This window comes from Arsenicicoccus dermatophilus (assembly GCF_022568795.1).
In the GTDB taxonomy this organism is placed as follows: domain Bacteria; phylum Actinomycetota; class Actinomycetes; order Actinomycetales; family Dermatophilaceae; genus Arsenicicoccus; species Arsenicicoccus dermatophilus.
Window position 1 is genome coordinate 991,211 of the sequence record NZ_JAKZHU010000001.1, and the last position, 26,790, is coordinate 1,018,000.

Annotated in this window: 27 protein-coding genes; 17 read left to right on the top strand and 10 right to left on the bottom strand. The window is 71.4% G+C overall.

The genetic code is table 11. From position 1 onward, the window contains the following. Positions 1 to 86 precede the first annotated feature (86 nt). The 10 genes from MM438_RS04680 to MM438_RS16655 all read left to right on the top strand — a co-directional run bounded on the left by MM438_RS04680 (position 87) and on the right by MM438_RS16655 (position 8,803). Entirely contained in the window at positions 87 to 515 is a 429-nt protein-coding gene (locus MM438_RS04680) for a hypothetical protein (RefSeq protein WP_241451365.1), read from the top strand. Next, on the top strand, positions 505 to 768 hold the full coding sequence (locus tag MM438_RS04685) for an AtpZ/AtpI family protein (protein WP_241451366.1): 264 nt from the start codon (positions 505 to 507) through the stop codon (positions 766 to 768). Before MM438_RS04680 ends, MM438_RS04685 begins: the two co-directional genes overlap by 11 nt. A 73-nt stretch (positions 769 to 841) precedes the next feature. Then, positions 842 to 1,642, top strand: a complete 801-nt coding sequence (gene atpB, locus MM438_RS04690) for a F0F1 ATP synthase subunit A (protein WP_241451367.1) — start codon at positions 842 to 844, stop codon at positions 1,640 to 1,642. A 110-nt stretch (positions 1,643 to 1,752) separates the two neighbouring features. Beyond that, positions 1,753 to 1,962 carry an ATP synthase subunit c family protein gene (locus MM438_RS04695; RefSeq protein ID WP_241453306.1) on the top strand — a complete coding sequence of 70 codons (210 nt, stop codon included), beginning with the start codon at positions 1,753 to 1,755 and terminating at the stop codon, positions 1,960 to 1,962. Between the two features lie 42 nt (positions 1,963 to 2,004). Continuing rightward, entirely contained in the window at positions 2,005 to 2,658 is a 654-nt protein-coding gene (locus MM438_RS04700; protein ID WP_241453307.1) for a F0F1 ATP synthase subunit B, read from the top strand. Then, entirely contained in the window at positions 2,658 to 3,470 is an 813-nt protein-coding gene (locus tag MM438_RS04705; protein WP_241451368.1) for a F0F1 ATP synthase subunit delta, read from the top strand. The genes MM438_RS04700 and MM438_RS04705 overlap by 1 nt, the downstream gene beginning before the upstream one ends. 67 nt (positions 3,471 to 3,537) lie before the next feature. Next, a complete protein-coding gene (gene atpA, locus MM438_RS04710; protein ID WP_241451369.1) occupies positions 3,538 to 5,172 on the top strand; it encodes a F0F1 ATP synthase subunit alpha in 1,635 nt (544 codons plus the stop codon). Between the two features lie 110 nt (positions 5,173 to 5,282). After that, positions 5,283 to 6,209 (top strand): F0F1 ATP synthase subunit gamma, encoded by a 927-nt coding sequence (locus MM438_RS04715; RefSeq protein WP_241451370.1) that lies wholly within the window; start codon positions 5,283 to 5,285, stop codon positions 6,207 to 6,209. Positions 6,210 to 6,238: 29 nt separating this feature from the next. Continuing rightward, positions 6,239 to 7,699, top strand: coding sequence for a F0F1 ATP synthase subunit beta (gene atpD / locus MM438_RS04720; protein WP_241451371.1), 1,461 nt, complete (start codon positions 6,239 to 6,241; stop codon positions 7,697 to 7,699). 114 nt (positions 7,700 to 7,813) lie between these two features. Continuing rightward, positions 7,814 to 8,803 carry a glycosyltransferase gene (locus MM438_RS16655; RefSeq protein WP_241451372.1) on the top strand — a complete coding sequence of 330 codons (990 nt, stop codon included), beginning with the start codon at positions 7,814 to 7,816 and terminating at the stop codon, positions 8,801 to 8,803. Positions 8,804 to 8,833: 30 nt separating this feature from the next. On the opposite strand, the gene MM438_RS04730 is transcribed toward MM438_RS16655, so the two are convergent. Genes MM438_RS04730 through MM438_RS16660 form a run of 3 tightly spaced genes read right to left on the bottom strand, consistent with a single transcriptional unit; the run spans position 8,834 to position 11,974 of the window. After that, a complete protein-coding gene (locus MM438_RS04730; protein WP_241451373.1) occupies positions 8,834 to 10,084 on the bottom strand; it encodes a glycosyltransferase family 4 protein in 1,251 nt (416 codons plus the stop codon). A gap of 46 nt (positions 10,085 to 10,130) precedes the next feature. Next, complete coding sequence (locus tag MM438_RS04735; protein WP_241451374.1) at positions 10,131 to 10,988, bottom strand: glycosyltransferase family 2 protein; 858 nt, start codon at positions 10,986 to 10,988, stop codon at positions 10,131 to 10,133. Then, on the bottom strand, positions 10,985 to 11,974 hold the full coding sequence (locus MM438_RS16660) for a glycosyltransferase family 2 protein (RefSeq protein ID WP_241451375.1): 990 nt from the start codon (positions 11,972 to 11,974) through the stop codon (positions 10,985 to 10,987). The genes MM438_RS04735 and MM438_RS16660 overlap by 4 nt, the downstream gene beginning before the upstream one ends. Before the next feature lie 237 nt (positions 11,975 to 12,211). Between MM438_RS16660 and MM438_RS04745 the strand changes: the two genes are divergently transcribed. After that, positions 12,212 to 13,816: a lipopolysaccharide biosynthesis protein gene (locus MM438_RS04745; RefSeq protein WP_241451376.1), complete on the top strand. Its 1,605-nt coding sequence runs from the start codon at positions 12,212 to 12,214 to the stop codon at positions 13,814 to 13,816. Positions 13,817 to 13,876: 60 nt separating this feature from the next. Then, on the top strand, positions 13,877 to 15,040 hold the full coding sequence (locus tag MM438_RS04750; RefSeq protein WP_241451377.1) for a hypothetical protein: 1,164 nt from the start codon (positions 13,877 to 13,879) through the stop codon (positions 15,038 to 15,040). Between the two features lie 81 nt (positions 15,041 to 15,121). Here the strand turns inward: MM438_RS04750 and MM438_RS04755 are convergent, their stop codons facing one another. From MM438_RS04755 to MM438_RS04770, 4 genes are all read right to left on the bottom strand, one after another. After that, complete coding sequence (locus tag MM438_RS04755; protein ID WP_241451378.1) at positions 15,122 to 15,664, bottom strand: acyltransferase; 543 nt, start codon at positions 15,662 to 15,664, stop codon at positions 15,122 to 15,124. Beyond that, entirely contained in the window at positions 15,655 to 17,031 is a 1,377-nt protein-coding gene (locus MM438_RS16665; RefSeq protein WP_241451379.1) for an O-antigen ligase family protein, read from the bottom strand. Before MM438_RS16665 ends, MM438_RS04755 begins: the two co-directional genes overlap by 10 nt. Beyond that, complete coding sequence (locus MM438_RS04765) at positions 17,028 to 18,098, bottom strand: YveK family protein (protein WP_241451380.1); 1,071 nt, start codon at positions 18,096 to 18,098, stop codon at positions 17,028 to 17,030. Before MM438_RS04765 ends, MM438_RS16665 begins: the two co-directional genes overlap by 4 nt. Positions 18,099 to 18,219: 121 nt before the next feature. Further along, on the bottom strand, positions 18,220 to 19,230 hold the full coding sequence (locus MM438_RS04770) for a glycosyltransferase family 2 protein (protein ID WP_241451381.1): 1,011 nt from the start codon (positions 19,228 to 19,230) through the stop codon (positions 18,220 to 18,222). 432 nt (positions 19,231 to 19,662) lie between these two features. On the opposite strand from MM438_RS04770, the gene MM438_RS04775 reads away from it, so the two are divergent. Continuing rightward, positions 19,663 to 19,935, top strand: a complete 273-nt coding sequence (locus MM438_RS04775; protein WP_241451382.1) for a F0F1 ATP synthase subunit epsilon — start codon at positions 19,663 to 19,665, stop codon at positions 19,933 to 19,935. 126 nt (positions 19,936 to 20,061) lie between these two features. Then, complete coding sequence (locus tag MM438_RS04780; RefSeq protein ID WP_241451383.1) at positions 20,062 to 20,382, top strand: DUF2550 family protein; 321 nt, start codon at positions 20,062 to 20,064, stop codon at positions 20,380 to 20,382. On the opposite strand, the gene MM438_RS04785 is transcribed toward MM438_RS04780, so the two are convergent. Together MM438_RS04785 and MM438_RS04790 are read right to left on the bottom strand one after the other, a co-directional pair. Then, positions 20,379 to 20,645 carry a hypothetical protein gene (locus tag MM438_RS04785; protein WP_241451384.1) on the bottom strand — a complete coding sequence of 89 codons (267 nt, stop codon included), beginning with the start codon at positions 20,643 to 20,645 and terminating at the stop codon, positions 20,379 to 20,381. The two genes, MM438_RS04780 and MM438_RS04785, sit on opposite strands and share 4 nt — an antisense overlap. A 96-nt stretch (positions 20,646 to 20,741) precedes the next feature. Continuing rightward, positions 20,742 to 21,374 carry a cob(I)yrinic acid a,c-diamide adenosyltransferase gene (locus MM438_RS04790; protein WP_241451385.1) on the bottom strand — a complete coding sequence of 211 codons (633 nt, stop codon included), beginning with the start codon at positions 21,372 to 21,374 and terminating at the stop codon, positions 20,742 to 20,744. A 143-nt stretch (positions 21,375 to 21,517) separates the two neighbouring features. On the opposite strand from MM438_RS04790, the gene MM438_RS04795 reads away from it, so the two are divergent. Together MM438_RS04795 and MM438_RS04800 are read left to right on the top strand one after the other, a co-directional pair. Next, a complete protein-coding gene (locus MM438_RS04795) occupies positions 21,518 to 21,841 on the top strand; it encodes an STAS domain-containing protein (RefSeq protein WP_241451386.1) in 324 nt (107 codons plus the stop codon). A gap of 152 nt (positions 21,842 to 21,993) precedes the next feature. After that, positions 21,994 to 24,030, top strand: a complete 2,037-nt coding sequence (locus tag MM438_RS04800; protein ID WP_241453308.1) for a protein meaA — start codon at positions 21,994 to 21,996, stop codon at positions 24,028 to 24,030. Positions 24,031 to 24,155: 125 nt separating this feature from the next. Here the strand turns inward: MM438_RS04800 and nucS are convergent, their stop codons facing one another. Then, positions 24,156 to 24,851, bottom strand: coding sequence for an endonuclease NucS (gene nucS / locus MM438_RS04805; protein WP_241451387.1), 696 nt, complete (start codon positions 24,849 to 24,851; stop codon positions 24,156 to 24,158). Between the two features lie 149 nt (positions 24,852 to 25,000). On the opposite strand from nucS, the gene MM438_RS04810 reads away from it, so the two are divergent. Beyond that, the gene (locus MM438_RS04810) at positions 25,001 to 26,773 is read left to right on the top strand and encodes a 3-hydroxyacyl-CoA dehydrogenase family protein (protein ID WP_241451388.1); all 1,773 of its coding nucleotides are present in this window, start codon (positions 25,001 to 25,003) and stop codon (positions 26,771 to 26,773) included. The last annotated feature ends 17 nt before the right edge of the window (positions 26,774 to 26,790 follow it).

The following is a 26,790-nucleotide window of genomic DNA, read 5'->3' on the forward strand; positions in this document are numbered from 1 at the left end:
TGCTGCCGTGCCTGCAGACCGTCGCCACCCGGCGCTCCGGTCAGCCGAGAACCCTTCCTCGACCACCCCGATCCGGAGGAGACCACGTGCCTCACCGCGCCGCCACGGATGTCATGTCCGTGATGGTGCGTACCGCGGCACTGGTGGCGGCTTGCACCGTGCCCGTGTGCGCGGCAGTCGCCTGGTGGTGGTCCGGGCCGCGAGCGGCCTGGTCGGCGTTGGGCGGTGGCACGCTCTGCCTGACCACGCTCACGCTCGGCCTGCTCACCATGACCATGCTGGTGCGTGGGGCCGGGGCGCTGGTGCTCCCGCTGGGCCTCCTGCTCTACCTCACCATGGTGGCGCTGCTGCTGGTCGGGGCCTGGCGTCTCGACCGCTGGGGTGGCCTCGACGTGCGTCCTTTCGCGGCGGCAGCGGCGACCGCGGCCGTGGCCTTCCAGGCCGGCGCGGCGCTGGGCTCCCAGAGCTCCCGCCACCCCGTTCTGGGGGAGGAGCCAGGTCGTCATGCTCCCTGACAGTCAGGGCAGGCCCGCCGACGGCGCGGACCACGAGGGGCGCGTCGACGGGGACCGTCGCACCCAGGACGCCCTCGCCCAGTCGACCGCTTCCGACGTCACGGCCTACCTCCTGGCCGGCCCTGCGTCGTTCGGCCTTCTGGGCTACGGCCTGGACCGGTGGCTCGGTTCTGCGGTGGGGGTTCCTGCCGGGATTCTGCTCGGTCTGGCGCTGTCCCTGTACATCGTCTGGGTCCGGTACGGTAGGCCCTGACTGCCATGGACTTGCCGGGATGCCCAGCCCGACCCTCCCGACCCATCAAGCTCAGTTTCAACGAGGAGACACCGTGATCGTCCACGCGTGGCCTGCCACCAGCAGCCTTCCGGCCGCGAGCGGCGAGGGTTTCACCCCGCCGTCCCCGGAGGAGTTCTACGTCCCGCTGGTCGGTGACTGGTTCACCCGACCGATGCTGCTGGTCCTGATCTCGGTCGTGCTGATCCTGGCCTGGCTGCTCTGGGCGACCCGGCGGGTGTCCGTGGTGCCCTCGAAGAGGCAGTGGATCCTGGAGAGCGTCTACGACTTCGTGCGCAACGGCGTGGCCCGGGACATGATCGGCACCCGGGACTTCAAGCGCTTCACCCCGCTGCTGTTCTCCCTGTTCCTCTTCGTCCTGGTCAACAACTGGTTCGGTTCGCTGCCCTTCGCCAACTTCCCGCCCACCGCGCGCATCGGCGTGGTGCTGCCCCTGGTCGCCATCGTCTATCTCGCCTACCACTACGCCGGCATCAAGAAGCACGGCCTGGGTGGTTACTTCTCCTCGATGGTTCCCAAGGGCATCCCCGGCTTCGTGGTGCCGGTCATCTTCGTCGTGGAGCTGATGACCTTCTTCATCACGCGCCCGCTCACCCTCACCCTGCGACTGTTCGGCAACATGATGGCCGGGCACATCCTGATGGGTGTGTTCGTGCTCGGCGGCGCCTACATGCTGATGTCCGGCAAGCCCGTGCTCATGGCGGGATCCATCGGCGCCTTCGGCCTCGGCTTCGGGATGCAGCTCCTGGAGCTGCTGATCCAGGCCATCCAGGCCTACGTGTTCGTCATGCTGGCGGCCTCCTACCTGGGTGCCTCCGTGGCCGACGAGCACTGACCGATCGCTCTCCCCGCAGACCTGCTGACCACAACCGCACAACCCCCACCTCCCGGGCGGGCCGCCCCCCGGGTCACCCCTAGAGAGAGAATCCTGAGATGCACCACTTCCTGGAGATCACCGGCTCGCTGTCCCTCATCGGCTACGGCATCGCCACGCTGGGCCCGGCCATCGCCATCGGTCTCATCTTCGCCGCCCTGCTCAACGGCATCGCGCGTCAGCCCGAGGCCGCCGGACTCATGCGTCCCCAGGCCATCCTGGGCTTCGCCGTCGCCGAGGCCCTCGCCATCCTCGCCTTCGTCGGGCTCTTCATCGCGTGATCGAGCCGACCCCCTGACACCGAAGGAGAGAATGTGCAGCTCATGACCCTGGCGGCCCCGGCCGCCGCGGAGGGCGGTCACAACCCGCTGCTGCCGCACACCGCCGAGCTGATCTTCACCCTCGCGGTGTTCCTGATTCTGGCTCTCGTGGTGGCCAAGAAGGTGGTCCCTGCTCTCGAGAAGGCCTATGCCGAGCGCACCGCGGCGATCGAGGGCGGCATGGACCGCGCCGAGGCCGCCCAGCGGGAGGCCGAGGCTGCCCTGGCGGAGTACAAGTCGCAGCTCGCCGAGGCCCGCGAGGAGGCCGCCCGCATCCGCGAGGAGGCCAAGGAGCAGGGCGCGGCGATCATCGCGGAGATGCGTGCCGAGGCCCAGGCCGAGGCCAACCGCATCACCGAGTCGGCGCACAAGCAGATCGAGGCCGAGCGCCAGCAGGCGGTCGTCTCGCTGCGCTCCGAGGTCGGGCGCATCTCGACCGACCTGGCCAGCCGCATCGTCGGTGAGTCGCTGCACGAGGAGACTCGGCAGAAGGGCATCGTCGACCGCTTCCTCGCCGAGCTCGAGGCCGGAGACATCCGTCCCGTGGCCGTCGGCCAGGGCGCGCCTGCTCAGGAGACGCCCGCGCACGGCGTCGCCGACCAGGGGACCGCCGCCTCCGGAGCCTCCCGCTGGCAGCCCACGGACGGAGCCTTCTGATGCAGGGGGCATCGCGTGGAGCCCTCGTCGAGAGCCGCCGGACGCTGCAGGGGGTCCTGGACTCCGGGACCGACTGGTCCCGGCTCTCCGACGACCTCTTCGCGGTGACCTCGGTGCTGGACGGGTCCGCCACCCTCCGCCGCGCTTTCGCCGACCCGACGCGTGACGCCGAGAGCAAGCGAGTCCTGGCTCGCCGCCTGTTCGACGGCAAGGTGACGCCCGCCGCCATCGCCGTGCTGTCCGCCGTGACGGCCCAGCGCTGGTCCAGCGAGCGCGACCTGTCCGACGCCGTCGAGCTGCTGGCCGTGGAGACCCAGGTCGCCATGGCGGTGGCCGGTCGTCGCGCGGACGACGTCGAGGAGCAGCTGTTCCGCTTCGAGCGCACGGTGGCGGGCACGCCCGCCCTGCGCGAGGCGCTCGCCGACCCGCAGGCCCCGGTCGAGAGCAAGGCCCAGCTCATCGAGCGCCTGCTCTACGGCAAGGTGCATCCCGAGACCGGCCGGCTGATCCACCAGGCGGTCACCGCGGGACGCGGCCGCAAGCTCTCGTCGACGCTCGAGGAGTACCTCGCCGTCGCGGCCGAGCGCCGTGACCAGCTCAGCGCCGTGGTCACCGTGGCCGCCCCGCTCACCGCGGAGCAGCAGTCTCGGCTGACCGCAGCCCTGGGGCGCACGTACGGGCGCGCGGTCCTGCTCAAGGTCGTCCTGGACCCCGAGGTCGTGGGCGGCATCCGGGTGCAGGTCGGCGACGAGGTCGTCGACGGCACCATCGTCACCAAGCTCGACGCAGCGCGCCGCCACTTCGGCGCCTGAGCGGGTCCGACGCACCACCTGACTACGAGTCGGTCCCCGCGACCGCTACGAGGAGAAGAGACACACAATGACGGAGCTTTCGATCCGTCCGGAGGAGATCCGGGACGCCCTGGACAGCTTCGTGGCGTCGTACCAGCCTGGTGCGGCCAGCCGCGAGGAGGTCGGTCGTGTCGTCGACGCCGGTGACGGTATTGCCCACGTCGAGGGGCTGCCCTCGGCCATGACCAACGAGCTGCTGCAGTTCGAGGACGGCACCCTCGGCCTGGCGCTCAACCTCGACGTCCACGAGATCGGCGTCGTCGTCCTCGGCGAGTTCTCCGGGATCGAGGAGGGCCAGACGGTCCGCCGCACCGGGGAGGTCCTCTCCGTCCCTGTGGGCGACGCCTTCATGGGCCGTGTCGTCAACCCCCTCGGCCAGCCCATCGACGGCCTCGGCGAGATCCCGGCCGAGGGCCGGCGTGCGCTGGAGCTCCAGGCGCCCAACGTGGTCAGCCGCAAGTCCGTGCACGAGCCGCTGCAGACCGGCATCAAGGCCATCGACTCGATGATCCCGATCGGCCGCGGCCAGCGTCAGCTGATCATCGGTGACCGTCAGACGGGCAAGACCACGGTCGCCGTCGACACGATCATCAACCAGCGCGCCAACTGGGAGTCTGGAGACCCGGACAAGCAGGTCCGCTGCGTCTACGTCGCCATCGGCCAGAAGGGCTCCACCATCGCCTCGGTGCGTGGCACCCTCGAGGAGGCCGGTGCGATGGAGTACACCACCATCGTCGCGGCCCCCGCGTCCAACGCGGCCGGGTTCAAGTACCTCGCGCCCTACACCGGGTCCGCGATCGGTCAGCACTGGATGTACCAGGGCAAGCACGTCCTGATCGTGTTCGACGACCTGTCCAAGCAGGCCGAGGCCTACCGCGCCGTCTCTCTGCTGCTGCGCCGCCCGCCGGGCCGCGAGGCCTACCCCGGCGACGTGTTCTACCTGCACTCACGCCTGCTGGAGCGTTGCGCCAAGCTCTCCGACGAGCTGGGCCACGGCTCGATGACCGGCCTGCCGATCATCGAGACCAAGGCCGGTGACGTCTCGGCCTACATCCCGACCAACGTCATCTCCATCACCGACGGTCAGATCTATCTCCAGGGCGACCTGTTCAACGCCAACGTCCGCCCGGCCGTCGACGTGGGCATCTCGGTGTCCCGCGTCGGTGGTGCCGCACAGATCAAGGCCATGAAGGAGGTCTCGGGCCGCCTCAAGGTGGACCTGGCGCAGTTCCGCGCCATGGAGGCCTTCGCGATGTTCGCCTCCGACCTGGACCCCGCCTCCCGCCAGCAGCTCGCACGCGGTGCCCGACTCGTCGAGCTCCTCAAGCAGCCGCAGGCCTCGCCGATGTCGGTCGAGGAGCAGGTCCTCGTGGTCTGGGCCGGCACCTCCGGCAAGCTCGACGACGTCGAGGTCGAGGACGTGCGCCGCTTCGAGAGGGAGTTCCTGGACTTCGTCCGGCGCGAGCGCGGCGGGATCCTGGACGCCATCCGCGAGACCAAGAAGCTCGACGACGACAGCAAGTCGGCCATGGACGACGCGATGACCGCCTTCAAGCAGCAGTTCCGTCCGGGCACCGAGCACGCGGGTGTCCACCCCGGCCCCGAGGAGTTCGACTCCATCGAGGACGGCGACATGGACCGCGCGCAGATCGAGAAGCACTGACCTGACGAGCAGCACGGTGCCGGGGGCCTTGCCCCGGCGAGGCCCCCGGCACCGTACTCGTCGGCCAGTGACACCCCGGACACGACAGACAGCAGAGAGGCGGCAACTACATGGGTGGGCAGATGCGGGTCTACCGCCAGCGCATCCGGTCCGTCAGCGCGACCAAGAAGATCACCAAGGCGATGGAGCTCATCGCGGCATCCCGGGTGATCAAGGCGCGTGAAGCGGTCATGAGCTCGGCTCCCTACACGCACGCGCTCACCCGCGCCGTGTCGGCGGCCGCGACCTATGCAGGGGAGGAGCACCCCCTCACCAAGAATCGCGAGGGTGGTCGGCGCGCGGGCGTCGTCATCATCACCAGCGACCGCGGTCTGGCCGGTGCGTACTCCGCGTCGGCGCTCAAGACCGCCAACGAGCTGATGGAGCGGCTCCGGGGCGAGGGCAAGGAGGTCGTGCCCTACCTGGTCGGCCGCAAGGCCATCGCCTGGTTCACGTTCCGCGACCGCGGGTTCGCCGAGTCCTGGGAGGGCTTCAGCGACGCGCCGCGCTACGAGCACGCCAAGGCCATCGGCGATCGGGTCATGCGGGACTTCCTGACCGAGGGACCGGACGGCGTGGACGAGATCCACGTGGTCTACACCCGCTTCCGCACCATGGTGACCCAGACGCCCCGGGCGCTGCGGCTCCTGCCGCTGGAGGTCGTGGAGCGTGGCCAGAAGGTCGAGGTCGACCAGGGTTTCCTCGTGGAGCCCGATCGCGACGGCCTGCAGCCGCAGTTCGAGTTCGAGCCCGACGTGGAGACGGTGCTGGACGCGCTGCTGCCGAAGTACGTGACCAGCCGGATCTACACCTGTCTCCTCGGTTCCTCGGCCTCCGAGCTCGCGGCTCGCCAGCGCGCCATGAAGTCCGCCACGGACAACGCCGAGGAGCTCATCAAGACCTACACGCGTCTGGCCAACCAGGCACGTCAGGCCGAGATCACCCAAGAGATCAGCGAAATCGTGGGCGGCGCGAACGCCCTCGCGGACGCCAAGTAAGCCGCCCAACAGCAAAGGTAGAGAGACTCATGACTGCCACGATGAACGAGGCCCACCAGGGCGCCCCCGCCGAGGGCGGCGTCGGCCGGGTCTCCCGCTCGATCGGCCCGGTCGTCGACGTGGAGTTCCCCGTCGACGCGATGCCCGACATCTACAACCTCCTCAAGGTCGACGTCGTCCTCGGGGGCGAGAGCAAGACCCTCAACCTCGAGGTCGCCCAGCACATCGGCGACAACCTCGTCCGCGCGATCTCGCTGCAGCCGACCGACGGTCTGGTCCGTGGCGCTGCGGTCCGCGACACGGGCGGCCCCATCACGGTGCCGGTCGGTGACGCGACCCTCGGCAAGGTGTTCAACACCACCGGTGAGTGCCTCAACCTCCGCGAGGGCGAGCGTCTCGAGGTCAACGAGCGCTGGGGCATCCACCGCACCGCTCCGGCCTTCGACCAGCTCGAGTCCAAGACCCAGATGTTCCAGACGGGCATCAAGGTCATCGACCTGCTGACGCCGTACGTGCAGGGCGGCAAGATCGGCCTGTTCGGCGGCGCCGGGGTGGGCAAGACGGTGCTCATCCAGGAGATGATCGCGCGTGTCGCCCGCGACCACGGTGGCGTGTCGGTGTTCGCCGGTGTGGGCGAGCGCACCCGTGAGGGCAACGACCTCATGGTCGAGATGGAGGAGGCGGGCGTCCTCGGCCAGACCGCGCTCGTCTTCGGCCAGATGGACGAGCCGCCGGGCACGCGTCTGCGCGTGGCCCTGTCCGCGCTGACGATGGCGGAGTACTTCCGCGACGTCCAGAAGCAGGACGTGCTGCTCTTCATCGACAACATCTTCCGTTTCACGCAGGCCGGTTCCGAGGTCTCGACGCTGCTCGGCCGGATGCCCTCGGCCGTGGGCTACCAGCCCACCCTGGCCGACGAGATGGGCGTGCTGCAGGAGCGCATCACCTCGACGCGTGGTCACTCGATCACCTCGATGCAGGCGATCTACGTGCCCGCCGACGACTACACCGACCCGGCCCCGGCCACGACCTTCGCCCACCTGGACGCGACCACGGAGCTCTCCCGCGACATCGCCTCCATGGGCATCTACCCGGCCGTGGACCCGCTGACGTCGACCTCGCGCATCCTGGACCCGCGCTACATCTCCCAGGCTCACTACGACACCGCGGTGCGCGTCAAGGGGATCCTGCAGCGCAACAAGGAGCTCCAGGACATCATCGCCATCCTCGGCATGGACGAGCTCAGCGAAGAGGACAAGATCCTCGTCAACCGCGCTCGCCGCATCCAGCGTTTCCTGTCGCAGAACACCTACGTCGCCAAGCAGTTCACCGGCCTCGAGGGCTCGACGGTGCCGCTGGACGAGAACATCGACGCCTTCACCCGGATCTGCGACGGCGAGTACGACCACGTCGCCGAGCAGGCCTTCTTCATGTGCGGTGGTCTCGAGGACGTCGAGCGTCAGTGGCACGAGATCCAGAAGTCTCTCTGATCAGCTAGTCGCACCACCCATGGCATCGGGGCCGTCACCGTCGAGGTGACGGCCCCGATGCCGATCGTCGCGACCGCCCCACCACCCGCCGTACCGATCTCGAAGGAGACCTGCGTGGCACCGCGCCGCCCCATCCTGTCGACCGTGGGAGACCCCGACACACCTGCCTGGGGGGAGCGCATGGAGGCCGCACACCCGGAGCTGGGGCACCCCGCCCGGTCGCTCGTCGACCTGTTCCGCCGATCGCCCCACCGCCAGGCGCTGGTGCTGCGCGGCTCGGTCACCATGGGCGAGTGGTACCGCGACCTGGTGTTCGCCCTCGCCCTGCGCTGGCACCCCCACCCCCCGCGGACCCTGATGACCGACGCCACGTGGGAGCCGCGCAGCCGGTCGCTGACGGCCAGGTTCCCTTGGCTCGAGCCGGTCATCCCCGCCGTCGCCCGGGTGCTCATCCGGGCGCTGGACGGGCCGCACATGAAGTTCGCCGTGCTGTCGGAGGGCGAGCGCACGACCTTCAGCGAGCAGTGGGGGATCCCCGAGGAACGGGTGGTGTTCACCCCCTTCCCGATGACGCTCTACGAGGACTTCGACCGGCCGGTCACGTCGGGGGACTACATCTTCGCCGGCGGGAACTCGCTGCGGGACTACGACCTGCTGGCGGAGGCCGTGCGGGGGACCGGTATCCGGGTGCGGGTGGCCACCACCTGGCGGCCCGAGGTGCCGTGCCCCGAGCTGGAGGTCGGTCCCACGAGCCACGAGGAGTTCGTCGACCTGCTGGCGGGCTGCCGCGCCATGGTGCTGCCCCTGCAGAGCTCGGTGCGCAGCGCCGGCCAGCAGACCTACCTGAACGCGATGGTCCTCGGCAAGCCGGTCGTCGTGACGGAGGGACTGGGCGTCACCGACTACATCACCCCGGGGGTGACCGGCGTGGTGGTCTCCCGGGACGTCGACAGCCTGCGAGCCGCCCTGCGCCACGTCATGGACCCGGCCAACGCTCCGGAGTATGCCGAGATGGGGCGGCGGGCCCGTGCGGACGTCAAGGCGCGGTTCATGCCGGAGCACTACGTGGAGTCGATCCTGGCGGTGCTGGGCTACCGCCCCTGACCCGCCCGACAGGGCGCGGGGTGAGCCGGGTCAGCGCACCGACCGCAGGAAGTCCGCCATGGCAGGACCGGCCGTCTGCGGGGTGAACTCCTCCAGGACGCGGGCGCGCCCGGCTCGGCCCTGGGCGGCTCGTCGCTGCGGGTCGGCGGCCTCGTCGGCCAGGGCATCGGCCAGCGCGTCGCCCCGGCCCGCGGGGATGACCCGGCCCATCTCCTGGTCAGCCACCAGCTCGGTGACGCCGGCGATCCGGGTGGTCACGACCGGCAGCTCGGTGGCGAGCGCCTCCATCAGCACCACGGGCAGCCCTTCCTGGAAGGACGGCAGGCAGAACACGTCGGCCCAGTGGTAGTGCTCGGGAAGGTGGTCCTGCCCGACCGCCCCGGCCAGCTCGACGAGCTCGCCCAGGTCCTGCCGGGCGATCTGCTCCCGCAGCGAGTCCTCCAGCGGACCCGAGCCGATGATCCGCACCTGGACCGGGATGCCGCGGTCGCGCAGGCGCCGGACGGCGTCGAGGAGGACCGGTCCGCCCTTCTCCGGGACCAGGCGGCCGACATACAGCACCCGCAGGGGAGCGCCCTCCCGGCCGGCGCGGCCGTCGGCCGGCGGCCGGTAGCGGTCCGCGTCGACGGTCATCCGGACCAGGGCCAGCTTGTCCCACTCGCCGGGCTCCACCATGCGCATCAGCTGGCTGCGGCAGAAGTCGGAGATGCACGAGACGCCGGACGCGGACCGGACCTTGGCCGGCAGGTCGAAGCGGTCGACCGCCTCGAACTCGGTCGGCCCGTGCATGGTGAAGGACCAGCGCCACCCGGCCTCCGGACCGTCCAGGTCCCGGCCGAGGGTGACCACGTGGCGGGCGACGTCGGCGGACACGTTGGCGAAGTGGGCGTGGACGTGGCGCAGCCCGCGGCGCCGCATCAGGTCGTAGAGCACGACCGCCTCGCCGAGGTAGAACACCTGCCACAGGCGTGCCTTGGGGGTGGCCTCCCCGGTGCGCAGCGCGGTGCCGAGCAGTCGGCCCCATGCGCCGGCGTCGCGGCGCAGGACGCCCAGGTGGGCACGGGCCCAGGTCAGGGCGGACGCGGTCTTCACCGGGGTGGTCGTCGCCGCGTCGGCGCGCATCGCCTGCGAGTGCAGCTGCTCGGCCGGGGTCTCGTTGATGGTGAAGGTGTCGACCTGGGCGCCGAGGCCGCGCAGGGCCAGCACCTCGCGCTCGATGAAGGCGTGCGACAGGGCTGGGTAGGCGCTGACGAGATAGGCCACCCGCAGGGGTGCGGTCATGGGTTCCTCCTCGCGGCCGGGGCCGCGTCGTGGGCTGGCTCGGTGCTCAGCGGGTCGAGGTGTCGCGCTCCCACTGCGTGGCGGACGCACGCCGGGCGCGCCACCGGGCGACCACGGTGACGGCGAGATAGACGAGCACGGCCGGTATGGCGGCAGGACTGCGCCGCACCAGCCGGACGATCGCGGACACGGTCCCGCCGGTCGACGGGGTGAAGTCGCCCTCGGCGGCCTCCGGCCCGTGCTCGGCGAGCTGGCGGTTGCCCTTGGCGACGCGCACCCGCACCCTGAGCAGGTTGGTCAGCGTGCGCGGGACCTGGACGAGGAAGGTGCTCGGGACGACGACCCGCTCCTCGGCGGAGAACAGCCGCTGGACGAAGAGGTCGTCGCTCGTCAGGTCCGGGAAGCGGTCGAACCTCGCCCGCCCGGCGGCGTTGAGCCCGTAGACCCCGAGGCCCACGAGCTTGTTCTGCACGTAGGGCAGCTCGGCGAAGACCGAGTAGAACGCCCGCACGGGCCAGCTGGAGCCGGTGGTGGCGAACTGCACCGTGGGGCCGCTGGTGATCGCGCGGTCGGTGTCGAGCGCGCTGATCATGTCGCGCAGGGCCTCGCGGGACAGGACGATGTCGGCGTCGAGGTAGATCCGGGGGAAGGTCCGCGCGGCCTCGTCCCCGGCGTTGAGCGCGGCGACCTTGGAGGGGGTGGCGAGGTCGAGGACGCGCACCCCGGGGAAGGCCCGGGCCCGCTCGACGGTGTCGTCGGTGCAGCCGTTGGCGGCGACGACCACGTCGAGGGGGATCTCGCCGGCCGCGGTGCGCAGCGCCTGCAGGCAGTCCGAGATGACCCGGCCCTCGTCGTGCGCCGGGATGATCACGCTCGCCCGGGGGCGGGCGGAGTCGAAGGTCACCGGCTCTGGCCCTCGGCGGCGCGACCGGTCTCCAGGTCGGTGGTGGCCAGGCGGCGGGCGTAGGCCTGGGCCGCCAGGGGGATACGTCCGACCAGCTCGGCCTTGAGGCGGATCCGGCGGGCGCTCGGCATCAGGCGGGCCGCGAGCGCGAACCGCTCCGCGGCGGTGGCGCGGTCGCCGGCCCGCAGGGCGGCCTCGCCGAGGTCGATCTGCTGCATGGCCGACCCCTGGGACAGGCGCAGGTCGAGGAAGGCACGCTCCGGCGGGCTCAGCCGGTCGCCGTGCCGGTCGGCCACGTGGCGCAGCACCTGCTGCTCCCCGGCATACATCCGCTCCCGCTGGGTGGACAGGCTGCCCGCGCCGCGGCGGTAGAACGCCTGGCGCTCGGTGACGAAGTGCGCGGTCCAGCCGCGGAAGATCGCCTGTGCCCAGAAGTCGTAGTCCTCGCACACCGGCATCGACTCGTCGTAGCCCCCGAGCTCGTCCCACAGAGCCTTGGGGTAGACCGAGAAGATGGAGACGAAGTTGTTCTCCAGGATCTGCATCCGCTGGCGCGCCGCGCCCGGGGTGCCGGACGGCAGGACCGCGCGGCCCTCGACGAAGCCGGCAGGTGTCAGCAGGTGCGCGTCGCAGGTGACGAAGGAGCGCGGGTCACCGGCCGCCAGCCAGGTGCGCACCGCCGTCTCGAGGTACGGCGGCAGCCAGACGTCGTCGGCGTCGAGCAGGGCGATCAGCTCGCCCCTGGCGGCGCGGATCGCGGTGTTGCGCGCGGCCGAGACGCCGCGGTTGGGCTGGGTGATGACGCGCACCCGGTCTGCGTAGGCCGCGGCCACGGCCTCGGTGCGGTCCGTGGCGCCGTCGACCACCACGATGATCTCGACCTCGGGGTAGCTCTGCGTGAGAGCGCTGGAGATGGCCGCTCCGACGACGTCCTGCGCCTGGTAGGCCGGGATGACGACGGAGACGAGCGGTTGCCGTCCGAGCACGTGGAACCCTTCCGTGGCGGGGGAGGGCACCGTCCGCGGCCCCCTGCTGACGACCATGGTATGCGGCCGTCCCGGCCGGGAGGGGACAGGTCCTCACCGCGCCCCTCACCTCGGCACTTCCGCCGAACGACATGGTGGTCCCAGCGCGGTTCCGTACGATGGGCGCGTGTACCCCCATCCCTGGAACGCGCCGAGCCGCCTGCCCGCGAGCGGGAGCCGTCGTCCCAGGGGCCGCTCGTGAGTGCCGATCCGGAGGCCTACGCCTCTCCCGAGGGCTACCCCGACCCGGCCGCCGCGGCCCATCAGCCGCCGCCCCCGTCGTCGGCGGCGAAGACCCTCCTGCGCGGGGCGAGCTGGCAGACCGTGGCCCAGGTGGCGCCCCTGGCGCTGAACCTGCTCCTGACGCCGGTGGTCCTGGGCTACTTCGGGCTCGAGGCCTACGGCAAGTTCCTGCTCGTCAACAGCCTCGTGGGTGCCATGGCGACCTTCGACGGCGGCATCGGGGCGAGCGCCCAGCGCTACTTCACGCTGTATGCCGGCAAGGACGAGCGGGACCGGATCACCAGCCTGCTCGTGTCCCTGCTGGGGATCATCACCGTCGTGTCGGTCGTGGTGTTCGCCGGGCTGTGGAACGCCGCCCACCCGATCCTGGCCTTCTTCAAGACCTCCGACCGGCTGATGCCGGAGACGGCCTATCTGTTCCGCACGATGGTGGTCGTGGTCGGGGTGGCGCTCGTGCGCCAGCTGTTCGCCTGCGTGCTGTTCGCCATGCAGAAGTTCTCGGTCCCGAGCATCACCGGCCTGGTCGGTCACGCGATCTACGCCACCGGTCTGCTCCTGACGATCCACCTCGACCTGGGGCTCTACGGCGTCGCCTACACCTTCATGGTCCAGCAGGTGATGAGCACCCTGCTCATCGTCCCGAGCGCCATGCGCTTCCTGACCTTCCGCCGGTTCCGGTTCCTCACCGGGGCCGAGACGCGCGAGTTCTTCGGCTACGCCTGGAAGGCGCAGATCGCGTCGGTGCTGGAGATGGCCGGGCTGCAGGGCGACATGCTCATCGTGCAGCGCTTCGCCTCGCCGTATGCCGCGATCTTCGGCACCGGCTCGCAGTTCGCCATGCAGCTGCGGATGCTGCCCACCAACGCCGGCACCCCGATCCAGGCGACCCTCGGTCGCTGGGTGGGGGAGAACGGCGCCGAGGACACCCTGCCGAAGTTCGAGAAGATCCAGAGGCTGTGGGTGACGGTGGTGTCGGGCTGGGTGGCCGTGGGGGTGCCGGCGTGCCTGTTCGGCGTGGTGGAGTGGCTCCGGATGCCGTCGCCGCTGCCGGGTCAGGTGGCCGCGCTCGCGCTCGCGGGTCACTTCTTCCCGCTGCTGGCGCTGCCGACGATCCTGTGGGTCCTCACCCTCGGCCACCCCGAGATCGACATGCGCTACGGCTTCGTCAACGTGACGCTGAACCTCGCGCTCACCGCGGCGGTCATCGTGCCCTTCGGGGTGCTCGGCTCGGTCGCGGCGACCGTGACCGCCCAGTTCGTGTCCCTGCTCTACCTGCTGCACCAGGTGCGTCGTCACCTGCCGCTGCCGCCGCGCCCGCCGCTGATCCACGTGCCCGTGCTCGAGATGATCTTCGCCGCGTCCATCTCCTACCTGGGGGTGTATGGCGTGAGCCGCATCATCGAGATGGGCTACCTGCCCAAGGGCGGGCTCGGCCTCGTCGTCTGCGGGCTGGGGGCGGTTCCCGCCGTCCTGGCCTACGTCTGGGCGACAGTAGGGTTCCGATCCGCCATCACCATGGTCAAGCAACGGCGTGGCGGGGACGACCTGGCCGCGGCGTGACCCGTCCTGCCCGCTTCGAGCCGCACCGCCCTGCCTGCACAACCAACAGGAGCTCCCGACGTGCCCACCCACCACCGCGCCGCAGCCCTGCGCAGCGCCGCCTTCGTCCTCGTCCTGCTCTGCGCCGCGAGCTGCAGCGACGGGTCGGCGCCGCCGAGACCGACCACCACGGGCGGCACGTCGGCGCCGGGCACCACGTCCGCGCTGCCCAGCCCGCGGGTGACCCGCACCCAGATGGCCCTCGAGGGACCACAGACGCCGCTGGCCACCCCCCGGGCTGCCGACATCCCCCCGAGCCGGCTCTTCGCCCCCGACAACGTCTACCGGGTGGACCTCACCAAGGCTCCCGTGGAGCCGCGGTCCCCGGCGATGATCAAGCACCTCATCGGTCAGATCACGCCGAACTGGAACGGGGTGGCGGGCTTCAACACCGATCAGTACAACACCAGCTACTACGTCGTCGACGACAAGACCCCCCGTCAGGACGTCGCGTTCTACGACTGCCAGACCAAGAAGGAGGTCCCGTGGGGGGTCCACGACGGGCCCGGGATGTGGAAGCAGGTGCCGATCCCGGCCGGGGCCCAGCCCGCGAACGGCACCGACAAGGCCATGAGCATCTACGACCGGAGCACCGACCAGCTCTGGGAGTTCTGGATCATGGAGCCGGTCAAGAAGGGCGGCACGTCCGGCTGGCGTGCCTGCTGGGGCGGACGCATCGACAAGGTCTCCACGGCCCCGGGGTACTACGACCAGGGATTCGGCGTCCCCGCCTCGGGTCTGACCCACGTCGGGACGATGATCACCCTGGACGAGGCCCGCAAGGGGGTCATCGAGCACGCCGTGGGTCTCGTCCTGATCGAGACGGGGGACTCCAGCCGGGTGTGGTACCCCGCGAACCGCAGCGACGGCGTCTCCAAGCATCCGGACGCCATCCCCGAGGGCGCCCGGCTGAGGCTCGACCCGGCGGTGGACGTGGAGTCGCTGCCGCTGCCCCCGATGGGCAAGGCCATCGCCAAGGCCGCCCAGCGCTACGGCTTCCTGGTGGTGGACACCTCCGGGGCCGTCGCGGTCATCGGTCAGTCCGGGCAGGGTGAGCAGGCGCGCACCGGCAAGGACCCGTGGAAGCAGATCCTCGGCAGCACCATGCCCTACGACGTGCTGAAGGGCTTCCCGTGGCAGCGGATGCAGGTCGTCCAGCGCGACTACGGCAAGCCCGTCGGCTGACGCGACAGCGATGCCGCGAGGGCCGGCCTCGTGGCGGGGCCGGCCCTCGCGGCATACGCCCGTCTGCCGTGACGGGGGAGCTCAGCGCCCGCGGATCACCCGGGCCGGTGCGCCCGCGACGACCGAGTCCGCGGGGATCTCGCCGCGGACCACCGAGTTGGCCGCGATGACCACGCCGTCCCCGATGCGCGCCCCCGGCAGGATCACGCTGCCGGCCCCGATCCAGACACCGTCGCCGATGGTCACGCCGTCGCCGGTCCAGGGCTGGTCCACGACCGTCTGCCCGGGGGCGGTGCCGTGGTTGGAGCCCACGATGGTGACGTGCTGGCTGATCAGGCACTTCTTGCCGATGACGATCGGGGCGCCCGCGGCGCGGAGGTTGTTGAACTCGCCGATGTAGGTCTCCTCGCCGACGACGATCCGGGAGCCGATGAGGCCGCCCCCGTCCTCGCAGATGAGGATCGTGGGCCCGGAGACGTACACCTTCGGACCGAGCTCGACGCGCCTCGCGTCTCCTCGGAAGATCGCCCGGTGGGTCACGGAGGCGTGGGGGTTGCGGCGCCGCAGCTGCTCCTTGGGAAGCACGTCGCTGCGCACGTGGCGGAGAATGTCCTTCAGGCCCACGAGGGGCTCCTCTCGAGGTGCGGCTCGTCGGGGTGCCCCTCGTCCGCGTCGTCCAGCGCCAGGGCCTCACGGGGCCGGACGAGGACCTCGCGGGCGACGATGCCGCCGATGAGCCAGGTCAGGATGTTGGGCAGGGGGAAGGGGTTGGGGCTGGTCATCGAGGGGACGATCCAGGCGAAGAAGCTCATCAGGCTGAACAACCACCAGCCGAAGAGCTCGGGGGTCCGCCGGTCCGGGCCCCGCAGGAGCCGGGCGAAGGGACCGGCGGCGCAGCAGACGATCCACAGGGCGCCGCCGATGAAGCCGGTCTCCACCGCGCGGGACATGAAGACGTTGTGGATCTCGATGGTGACGGTCGTGACCGGGTAGTCCGGCGACTGCCGCACCCACTCCACGCCGTGATCGATGAAGGTGGACCACCCGGTGCCCCAGAAGGGGTGCTGCTCGAGGGCCCGCCACCCGGCCTCGTAGGTGTTCGCCCGGTCGTAGAGCGAGCGCGAGGTGGTCGCGCGGGAGGTCACCAGCGCGTTGAGGGCGGGTATGGCGAGGATGGCCGCGCCCAGGAGCACGGCGGCGGTGATGGCGGAGGGGATGAGCCAACGACGCAGTCGCGGGACGAACAGGCAGACGGACACCAGCCCGAGGATGCACGCCAGCCACGCGGACCGGGTCAGCGTCAGCATGACCCCGGCGAGACAGATGGGTATGGCGAGCACCGCGAGCCGACGCCACCACCCGCGGAACCGGTAGACCGCGAGCCCGGCCGCGTAGACGCAGAGGTTGAGCGTGAAGCCGTTGGCCTCGGCGGTGAGGAAGGGGCCGACGGCGCGGTTGTCGCCGGCCACCAGCGGGTTGGTCTCCACGAAGGTCATGATGTAGCGCGGGTAGACCAGGCTGTGCGGGCCGAGGATGGTGAAGACGGCGTTGGTGCCGAGGTAGAGGCCGATGAGCACCAGCAGCTTGAGGACCAGGTCCCGTCGCCGCGGGGTCGCGAAGACCAGGGCCCCGACCGGGAACATCACGAAGGGCACCACGATGCGGTCGAGCAGACCGTAGAGCCCTTCCGGGGTGGTGAGGGTGTCCGCCGTGAGCGCCGACCACATCGTCCACAGGACCGTGGCGATCATCCACCAGTAGACCGACCGCCAGCGCAGCCGCTCCCGGAAGGGGTCCAGGATCACCAGGACCAGGGCCAGCAGCAGCAGCCCCCGGTCCAGGGGGGCAGGGATGCCCAGCTCGCCCCACACGCCGGAGAACATGTTGGTGGCGAGGTAGGCCAGCATCACCCAGACGAAGGCCGGGATCCGCTCCTTGCCATGGACGGTGACGTCGGTGTCCTCCGGAGCGGTGACCGCGGTGGCGGTCACTCGTCCTCGCTCCAGGGGGCGTCTGCGACCGCGTCGTCACGGGACGAGCCGGCCCCGCGGCGTCGCGCCAGGGAGACCGGGCGGGCGCTGCGACGGGTATCGACGGTGCGGGTGCTGCCGGTGTCGTGCTGGCGCGCCTCGGGCGAGTGGCCCTCGACGCGGCCGTCGACGGGACGGACCTCGGCCGTCCGGGGCCCGGAGGGGCGGCTCTCGACCCCGCGCTTCTCGGGCGTCGGGCGGGCGGCCACCTGGACCGAGCCGCGGCGACGGCGCTCGAGGAGCATGGCGCCGGCGAGGGCGAGACCGAGGCCGAGGGCGAGACCGACGAGGGCGCCGCGCTGCTGGTTGGACGCCTTGGTGGAGGCGGACATCTGGGCCGGGGCGACGACGCGCAGGTCGGCTGCGGTGGAGCCCTGGGAGACCTGCGAGCGGTACTTCTCGGAGAGCGCGTCCATCTGGGCCTGCAGCACGGCGGAGCGGGCAGCCGCGTCGCCGGAGACCTTCTGGAGCCGCTCGACCGCCTCCTGGGGCTTCTTGGCCCCGATGGCGCTCTGGACGGCGCTGTTGGCGGCGTCCGAGTCGGCCTTGGCCTGGCCCCACTTGGCGGCCGCCGCGTCCAGCTCCTTCAGCGTCGCCTCGGGGTCGCTGTCGCCCCGCTTGCCGTTGACGGCGGCCACGAGATCCTTGGCGGTCTTGTCGGCCGCCGCGACGACCTCGGCCTTGTCGGGGCCCTTGGCCTCGACCCGCACGACGTTGGACTCCGGGATCGGCGACGCCGCGATGACGACGTCGCTCTGGGTCGTGCCTTGCGACTCCACGCCGCGGTTGTTGACCCACCGGGCGTAGTTGTCGGCCAGCTGCTGGGAGGCCAGCGGGAAGCCGGCGATCGCACCGGCGCTCAGGCTGCCGCTGCCCACCGCCACCCGGGACTCGGCGGTGTACTCCACCGGGCGGGTGCCGCCCACGACGAACCCCACCAGGGCCAGGAGCAACGGCAGCGCGAGGGCGAGCCACCAGTTGCGGGCGAGAGCCTGCAGCGGAGAGGCAGGGGGGTTCTTGACGGTCACGGTGCTCCTTGGATCGAACAGGCCTTACGAAGAGTTTGCCTCACGGATCGAGGTGTTCGCTCCGTGTTGGGCAGGAGTCACCGGCCCCGACGGCGTCTCCACCGGGGCTGGTGCCGCCCGCTCAGACGGTGCGTCCGGCGACGTAGGCCGAGCGCCTGGAGGCGGCGATCCGCTGCCCCACCCGGACGGGCGGGGCAGCCATCATCAGCGCCCGGAGCCCGGCGGCGGAGGGCTTGGCCTGCAGCGACAGCACGGCGTGGTGGCAGGCCTGGGTCCGGTCCCCCACGAGGAGGTACTCCCGGGACAGCCGCTCGTGGTCGCGGCACAGGACCAGGTCGTAGGTCGGCGAGCTCGGGTGGCGGCCGCTGCTGCGGGCCTCGCGCAGCACCCGCTGACCTGCCTCGAGGTTGGGGATGACGTTCTTGACCGAGTCGTTGGCCCCGTGGATCCGGTAGTGGGTCACCGGCTCGGGGTCGAAGTAGGCGGTCGCCCCGTCCTGGACGGACTCCAGCACGAGGTGGAGGTCGTAGGCGGTGTCGGCCCAGGCGGGGACGGCGTCCCAGTCGATCGCCGAGCGGCGCAGCACGCTCGCGGCCAGGCACACCGACCCTCGGATCGCCAGCTCGCTGGCGGGCGTGTGGTAGCCCGCGGCCAGGCCGACCCTGGCGGTGTCCACGCGCAGCTGGGCGGTCTGCTCCTGCAGGACCCTGCCCGCGAGGTCGACGAGGATCATCTCGCCGAAGGCGACGTTGGCGTCGGGTCGACGCTCGAGCGCCCCGACCAGTCGCTCCAGGGCGTCGGGCAGGAGGGCGTCGTCGTCGTCCAGCTTGACGACGTAGGTGCCCCGGGCCCGCCGGAAGCCGTCGAGGGCGTTGCCGATCATCCCCAGGTTGGTGGGGCGCGGGACGTAGTGGATGCGGTCGTCGGCGAAGGACGCCACCACCTCGCGGGTGGCGTCCTCGGCGGCGTTGTCGCAGACCAGGATCTCCAGGTCGGTCAGGGTCTGCCCGGTCGCGGAGGCCAGGGCCTCGCGGAGCAGGTGGGGCCGGCGGAAGGTCGGGACCACCACCGAGACGAGCGGTGGTCGGTGGTCCTGCTCCGGTGCGGCGGTGGTGCGGTCGGTCGTGGCCATCGGTGTCCCCCCAGGAGTCGGTCGAACGATGCTCCCCCGGCTCCGTCGGTCGGAGATCGGGGCGCGTGCTGTCGACGCGGTGCCGGTCCGGGCCCGAGGCCCCCGCCTCGGTGCGTCCCGGGCGGTATGTCGACGCGCTGCTCCTCGACCCTGCTCCACCGCCCGCGACCCGTCGTCCGAACCACGTCAAGATTACCGAGCGCCCCAGGTCAGAGGGCTGAGCGATGGCAGAACCCACCCGATTCCCCGACTCTCGCATCAGAGAGTGATCGGTGGTGACTGGGCGTGTGTCGGGGAGGGGGACGAAGGGGGCGAAGCTCTCCCTCGGGGAGCCCGCCTGCGACGCGAGGTGCGGGGGACACAGGTGGTCGTCGGCGCCGAGTCGTGCTTGTAGCATGGCAGGCACCACCCCCGAGCACCGAGGAGCCACCCGTGCCACTCCAGGTCCAACTCGTCGCCGCGGACCGCTCCGTCTGGCAGGGCGAGGCATCGGCCGTCACCGCCCGCACGACCGAGGGGGAGCTCGGCATCCTTCCGGGGCACGCGCCGCTGCTGGGTGTGGTCGTCGCCGGTCCCGTGGCCATCACCTCCGGCGAGGGTCGGCAGGTCTGGACGGTGGACTCCGGATTCCTCTCCGTCCAGGACGACCAGGTCACCCTGCTCGCGGAGCAGGTCTCCCAGCCCACGACCGACAGCCGCCGCTGAGCCGAGGCGAGCGATGGACGACGGGCTGGCGATCACCGAGGTGGTCGCCGGGAGCCTGGTCGCCCTCGTCCTGATCTGCCTGGGCCTGCACGTCCTGCGGCGGCAGCTGATCGCCGGGGAGTGCCGATGTTCGTCTGTGCGTTCCGCACGGGCCGGCGGCGGTGGCGCTACGGCCTCGGCCGGTTCGACACCCATGCCCTCCTCGTCTACCCGCTCACGGGAGCGACCCTGCGCCCGGCGCTGCGACTGCAGCGCCGGGCGCTGTCGTTGGAGGGGGCACGTCGCGACGGACTCGACGACCTGTCCATCACGCTGGACGAGCCGGTGCTGGTCGACCTGTGCGCGGACGGGCAGCAGGTGGAGCTGGTGGTTCCCCTGTCCACCGCCACGGCGATGCGCTCCTGGCACGAGGCCACCTCACCGGGACCGCCGCCGAGGGCGGTCTAGGCCGAGCAGTCCTCGTGGCTCGCGGCCGCGAGGGCGGGGTTCTGCGCCACAGGTCCACCACGGTGGCGCGGACGGTGACCGGAGCCCCCGGTCGCGTCGGTGTCCGTGGTGGACGTGGCCTCGCGCCGACAGATGGAGCCGGCCTCCTCGGCGACCCGCACCGTGCGCGGTGGTGGACCGGCCCCCGTCAGCACGAGGTCGTCCTCGCCGGCGCGGTGCGCCTCGGCGTCGGCGGTCCGGAAGGGGCTGGTGGCGCCCCCCACGCGCGGAACCGTGGCCACGGGTGTCGCCGGGTCCACCGCGTCTCCGTGGCCCGCTCCTCCCGCTGACCGGTCCGGCGACGTGGCCCCGGCAGGTGCCTAGTCGGAGGTCTCGCGCCCACCGCCGGGCTGCCACAGCACGTCCCCGTCGGCGTCCACGTTGGCCACCCGGGCCAGGATGAAGAGCAGGTCCGAGAGCCGGTTGAGGTACTTCGCGGTGAGGACGTTGATGCCCCCCTCGCCGCGCTCCGCGCCCCCGGCGGCCGGCTGGTCGCCATACACCTGGATGGCTGCCCAGGTGCTGCGCTCCGCACGGCGCACGACGGTGCAGGCCAGGTGCAGGTAGGCCGAGCCGGGCGTCCCGCCCGGCAGGATGAACGAGCGGAGCTTGTCCAGCTCCTCGTTGTAGCGGTCGCAGTCGGCCTCGAGCTCGTCGATCCACGCGGCCTGGACCCGCAGCGGGGGGAAGTCCGGCTTCTCGGCGGGGTCGCGCAGCGGGTTGCACAGGTCGGCACCGACGTCGAAGAGGTCGTTCTGCACCCGGGTGAGGGTGTCGCGGACGTCCTGGCGCAGGCCGCCGGCCGCGACGGCGACCCCGAGGGCGGCGTTGGCCTCGTTGGTGTCGGCATAGGCCTGCAGGCGTGGGTCGGTCTTGCTCGTCCTGCTGAAGTCGCCCAGGTGCGTGCTGCCGTCGTCACCGGTGCGGGTGTAGATGCGCGTGAGGTTGACCATGTCCGCATGGTCCCACGCGTCGTGGGGAGCCAGTCGGGGCAGACCTGACCCAATGCCGGAAATTCTTCACCCGACGTGGTCGAATGTTCCCACGAGTAGCGACGACCGTGGCGGTGCAGCCCGGCAGCATGGCGGGAGGCTCGATGAGGACCCAGCAGACGACCACCGTCGAGGTCGTCGCGCCCGGCCAGGAGCTGCGGGTGCAGGGCCGGCTCGACGCGAGCACCGACCACGCGCTGCGCGAGGAGATCCACCGCGCCATCGTGCTGGGGACGGGCGAGCTCCTCGTCGACCTCGCGCAGGCCGAGCTCTACGACGCCACCGCGCTCGCCCTGATCGCCGGCGCGCACCACCGGGCCCAGCGGGCCGGGCGCACCCTGGTCGTCGTGGACCCCTCGCCGCGGTTCGAGCGGGTCGTCGCGGCGATGCGCCTGGGCAAGGTGCTGCAGCGGCGGACCTCCTCCTGAGCGCCGATCCGCGTGTGTGGAGCGTCACCTGTGGTCACTTCCACGGACCGGTCGCGGGGCCAGGGACCCGCCGGTAGTTTGCGATCATGGCTGACCAGACGGCTGACCCGACCGACCTGACGACCCCGCGCCCCAAGGACCGTCCCTGGGTGATGCGCACCTACGCCGGCCACAGCTCCGCCGCGGCCAGCAACGCGCTCTACCGCACCAACCTCGCCAAGGGCCAGACGGGGCTGTCCGTGGCCTTCGACCTGCCGACGCAGACGGGGCACGACCCGGACCACGCGCTCTCGCGCGGCGAGGTGGGCAAGGTCGGCGTGCCGGTCAGCCACGTCGGCGACATGCGGGCGCTCTTCGACCAGATCCCGCTGGCGGAGATGAACACCTCGATGACCATCAACGCGACGGCGATGTGGCTGCTCGCGCTCTACGAGACCGTGGCCGAGGAGCAGGCCCTGGCGGCCGGCGAGGACGTCGCCCAGGCCCGGCACCGCCTCGCGGGGACCACGCAGAACGACATCATCAAGGAGTACCTCAGCCGCGGGACCCACGTCTTCGGCCCCGGTCCCTCGCTGCGCCTGATCACCGACATGATCAGCTACACCGTCACCGAGATCCCGCGCTGGAATCCCATCAACATCTGCAGCTATCACCTGCAGGAGGCCGGGGCGACCCCGGTGCAGGAGCTCGCCTACTCCCTCTCCACCGCCGTGGCCGTGCTCGACGCCGTGGTCGAGGCGGGCCAGGTGCCCCGCGAGCGGATCGGCGAGGTCGTCGGCCGGATCTCCTTCTTCGTCAACGCCGGGGTGCGCTTCGTCGAGGAGATGTGCAAGATGCGCGCCTTCGTCCAGCTGTGGGACGAGATCACGCGCGTGCGGTATGGCGTGCAGGACGCCAAGCAGCGTCGCTTCCGCTACGGCGTGCAGGTCAACTCGCTCGGCCTGACCGAGGCGCAGCCGGAGAACAACGTCCAGCGCATCGTCCTGGAGATGCTGGCGGTCACCTTGTCCAAGGACGCCCGCGCCCGGGCCGTCCAGCTGCCGGCCTGGAACGAGGCCCTCGGCCTGCCGCGCCCCTGGGACCAGCAGTGGTCCTTGCGCATCCAGCAGGTCCTCGCCTTCGAGTCCGACCTGCTGGAGTACGACGACATCTTCTCGGGCTCGACCGTCATCGAGGCCAAGGTCGAGCAGCTGGTCGCGGACGCCAAGGCCGAGATACGCCGCGTCGAGGAGCTGGGCGGGGTGGTGGAGGCCGTGGAGTCCGGCTATCTCAAGTCGGCCCTCGTGGACGCCCACGCGGCGCGTCGGCGCCGGATCGAGGCGGGCGTGGACAAGGTCGTGGGGGTCAACTGCTTCCAGGCGACCGAGCCCAGCCCGCTCACCGCCGACCTGGACACCGCGATCCACGTGGCCGACCCCGACGTCGAGGAGCGGGCCGTGGCCGCGGTGCGCCGCTGGCGCGAGGAGCGGGACGCCGACGCGACCCGCCGCGAGGCCGCCGAGGCCGCGCTGGCGCAGCTGCGCGCCGACGCCGCCGGCACGGCCAACCTGGTCCCCGCCTCCCTCGCCTGCGCCCGCGCCGGGGTCACGACGGGGGAGTGGACGGACGCGCTGCGCGAGGTCTTCGGGGAGTACCGCGCCCACACCGGGGTGTCGGGGGCCAGCGGCGGGTCGGCCCCCCGCGAGCTCGACCTGCCCTCCGCCGCCGACGGCGACGCCCCGATCCACCGGGTGCGGGCCGCGGTGCGCCGCACCGGCGAGGACCTCGGGACCCACCTGCGCTTCCTGGTCGGCAAGCCCGGCCTCGACGGGCACTCCAACGGCGCCGAGCAGGTGGCCGTCCGGGCGCGCGACGCCGGTTTCGAGGTGGTCTACCAGGGCATCCGGCTCACGCCCGAGCAGATCGTGGCCGCCGCCGTCGCCGAGGACGTCCACGTCGTGGGGCTGTCCATCCTGTCCGGCTCGCACATGGCGCTCGTGCCCGACGTCCTGGACGGGCTGCGCGCCGCGGGCGTCACGGACGTACCGGTCGTGGTGGGCGGCATCATCCCCGAGGCCGACGCACGCGGGCTCACCGAGCTCGGGGTGGCCGCGGTGTTCACGCCCAAGGACTTCGGCCTCGACGAGATCATGGGCCAGGTGGTGGCGGTGATCCGGTCCGCCCGCGGGCTCGATCCTCTCGACGCCTAGTCAGGCGACGCAGCGGGCCGCCCTCGACACCGTGGAGGGTGGCCCGCTGCGTCCTGGTGGTCGCGTCGTCGAGGGCGGGGTCGCGCGCCGACGGGCGGGTGACCCCCCGGGTCTCGGCATACGCCTCAGAAGAGGAGGAACTCCGACCGGTCGATGCCCTTGAGCTCCTCGTAGTCGAGGGTGACGCAGCGGATGCCGCGGTCGGTGGCGAGGGTCCGGGCCTGCGGCTTGATCTGCTGGGCGGCGAAGATGCCCGTGACCGGTGCCAGCGCCGGGTCCCGGTTGAGCAGCTCGAGATAGCGCGTGAGCTGCTCGACCCCGTCGATCTCGCCCCGGCGCTTGATCTCGACGGCCACGTGCGCGCCGGTCTCGTCGCGGCACAGGATGTCGACGGGGCCGATCGCCGTCATGTACTCCCGCCGCACCATGCTCCAGCCCTCGCCGAGGGTGTGGATGTGCTCGGCGAGCAGCCGCTGCAGGTGGGCCTCGACGCCGTCCTTGACCAGGCCCGGATCCACCCCGAGGTCGTGGGCGGAGTCGTGGAGGATCTCGTGGATCGCGATCCGGAGCGCGTCGCCCGACTTGGCGTTGCGGACGACCCAGACGGCCACGGCCCCCTCCTCGGTCTCCGCCTCCTCGGGAGCGACCTCGGCCAGCACGCACGGTGGAGACATCCAGTTGAGCGGCTTGTAGGACCCGCCGTCGGAGTGGATGAGCACCGAGCCGTCGCCCTTGACCATGAGCAGGCGGGTGGCGAGCGGGAGGTGGGCGGTGAGGCGGCCCTCGTAGTCGACGGAGCAGCGGGCTATGACGAGACGCACGCGGAGCACCCTAGCCCGCGACCGGCGGCGTGATCGTCACCACACGACGGTCACGCCCGCAGGAGACCACTACCGAGCAGTAGTTTTGTGACCAAGCCCGCAGTCCGACAGTCTTGCTGGCGTTCCCGCACACCGCAAAGACTCTCAGCATGGAGCGCACCGTGGACAGCATCGGAGTGGTTGGGCTCGGCACCATGGGTGCCGGCATCGTCGAGGTCTGTGCCAAGCACGGGCTACAGGTCGTCGCCGTCGACATGGACGAGGCGGCCGTCACCCGCGGCCGGGGTCACGTGGAGCGGTCCACCGGTCGGGCGGTGGAGCGCGGCAAGATGGCCGCCGACGAGCAGCAGGCGCTGCTCGGGCGGATCACCTTCGCGGCGGAGCTCGAGGCGGTCGCCGGGTGCGACCTGGTCGTCGAGGCCGTCCCGGAGGTGCTGGACATCAAGCGGGAGCTCTTCCGCCGCCTGGACCAGGTCGTGCGCCCCGAGTGCATCCTCGCGACCAACACCTCCAGCCTGTCCGTCACCGAGCTCTCCGTGGCCACCAGCCACCCCGAGCGGGTGGTGGGCCTGCACTTCTTCAACCCCGCCCCCGTCCAGAAGCTCGTCGAGATCATCTCGACGGTCGTCACCGACCCCGACATCGTCACCGCGGCCCGCGAGCTCGCCGAGCGTCTGGGCAAGACCCCGGTCGTGGTGGGGGACAAGGCCGGCTTCATCGGCAACTACCTGCTCTTCGGCTACCTCAACCACGCGATCAGCATGTACGAGTCGCGCTACGCGACCCGGGAGGACCTCGACGCGGCGATGCAGCACGGCTGCGGCTACCCGATGGGTCCGCTGGCGCTGCTCGACCTGATCGGTCTGGACACGGCATACCAGGTGCTGGACACCATGTATCGCGAGGGCCGGGATAAGCTGCACGCCCCCAGCCCGATCCTCAAGCAGATGGTCACCGCGGGCCTGCTCGGCCGCAAGACCGGACGCGGCTTCTACACCTACCAGGCCCCCGGCTCCGGCACGATCGTCCCCGACGCCCAGACCCCCTCGCCCGAGGCGAGCACGGCGCCGACCCGCGAGGTCCGGACCGTCGGCGTCGTCGGCACCGGCACCATGGCCTCCGGCATCGTCGAGGTCTTCGCCAAGGCGGGCTACCCGGTCACCGTCGTGGGTCGCGGCCAGGACAAGATCACCGGCCTCACGGCTGCGATCACCGCGAGCCTGGACCGGGCCGTCAGCAAGGGCAAGGTCACCGAGGAGGCCAAGGCCGCCGCGCTCGGCCTGGTCACCGGTGCCACCGACGTCTCGGCGCTCGCGGACGCGGACCTCGTCGTCGAGGCCATCGCCGAGGACGTCGACGTCAAGACCGACATGTTCCGGCGCCTGGACGAGGTGTGCAAGGACGGCGCCGTCCTGGCCACCACGACCAGCTCCCTGCCGGTGATCCAGGTCGCGGCCGCCACCCGGCGACCCGCCGACGTGATCGGCATGCACTTCTTCAACCCCGCCCAGGTCATGAGGCTCGTCGAGGTCGTCTCCACCGTCTCCACCGCGGCCGACGTCCAGGAGACCGTCGTCCGCCTGTGCGCCGGGCTCGGCAAGGTGCCGGTCCGCTGCGGCGACCGGGCCGGCTTCATCGTCAACGCCCTGCTGTTCCCCTACCTCAACGACGCGGTCAAGATGCTGGAGGCGCACTACGCCACCGCCGACGACATCGACACCGCGATGAAGAACGGCTGCGCGCTGCCCATGGGACCCTTCGAGCTGCTCGACGTGGTGGGGCTCGACGTGTCCTACGCCATCCAGAGGCAGCTCTACCTCGAGTTCCGCGACCGCGGGTTCGCCCCCGCGCCGCTGCTGGAGCACATGGTCACGGCGGGCTACCTCGGTCGCAAGACCAGGCGCGGCTTCCGCTCCTACTGACCGGCCGTCCGCCACCC

Excerpts from the sequence above, each read along its gene's own strand:
- MM438_RS04685 (WP_241451366.1), top strand. The coding sequence starts at position 505 with ATGCTCCCTGACAGTCAGGGCAGGCCCGCCGACGGCGCGGACCACGAG.
- atpD (WP_241451371.1), top strand. The coding sequence starts at position 6,239 with ATGACTGCCACGATGAACGAGGCCCACCAGGGCGCCCCCGCCGAGGGC.
- atpA (WP_241451369.1), top strand. The coding sequence starts at position 3,538 with ATGACGGAGCTTTCGATCCGTCCGGAGGAGATCCGGGACGCCCTGGAC.
- MM438_RS04715 (WP_241451370.1), top strand. The coding sequence starts at position 5,283 with ATGGGTGGGCAGATGCGGGTCTACCGCCAGCGCATCCGGTCCGTCAGC.
- MM438_RS04780 (WP_241451383.1), top strand. The coding sequence starts at position 20,062 with ATGTTCGTCTGTGCGTTCCGCACGGGCCGGCGGCGGTGGCGCTACGGC.
- MM438_RS04700 (WP_241453307.1), top strand. The coding sequence starts at position 2,005 with ATGACCCTGGCGGCCCCGGCCGCCGCGGAGGGCGGTCACAACCCGCTG.
- MM438_RS04730 (WP_241451373.1), bottom strand. The coding sequence starts at position 10,084 with ATGACCGCACCCCTGCGGGTGGCCTATCTCGTCAGCGCCTACCCAGCC.
- MM438_RS04800 (WP_241453308.1), top strand. The coding sequence starts at position 21,994 with ATGCGCACCTACGCCGGCCACAGCTCCGCCGCGGCCAGCAACGCGCTC.
- MM438_RS04770 (WP_241451381.1), bottom strand. The coding sequence starts at position 19,230 with ATGGCCACGACCGACCGCACCACCGCCGCACCGGAGCAGGACCACCGA.
- MM438_RS04810 (WP_241451388.1), top strand. The coding sequence starts at position 25,001 with ATGGAGCGCACCGTGGACAGCATCGGAGTGGTTGGGCTCGGCACCATG.
- MM438_RS04795 (WP_241451386.1), top strand. The coding sequence starts at position 21,518 with ATGAGGACCCAGCAGACGACCACCGTCGAGGTCGTCGCGCCCGGCCAG.
- MM438_RS04790 (WP_241451385.1), bottom strand. The coding sequence starts at position 21,374 with ATGGTCAACCTCACGCGCATCTACACCCGCACCGGTGACGACGGCAGC.
- MM438_RS04705 (WP_241451368.1), top strand. The coding sequence starts at position 2,658 with ATGCAGGGGGCATCGCGTGGAGCCCTCGTCGAGAGCCGCCGGACGCTG.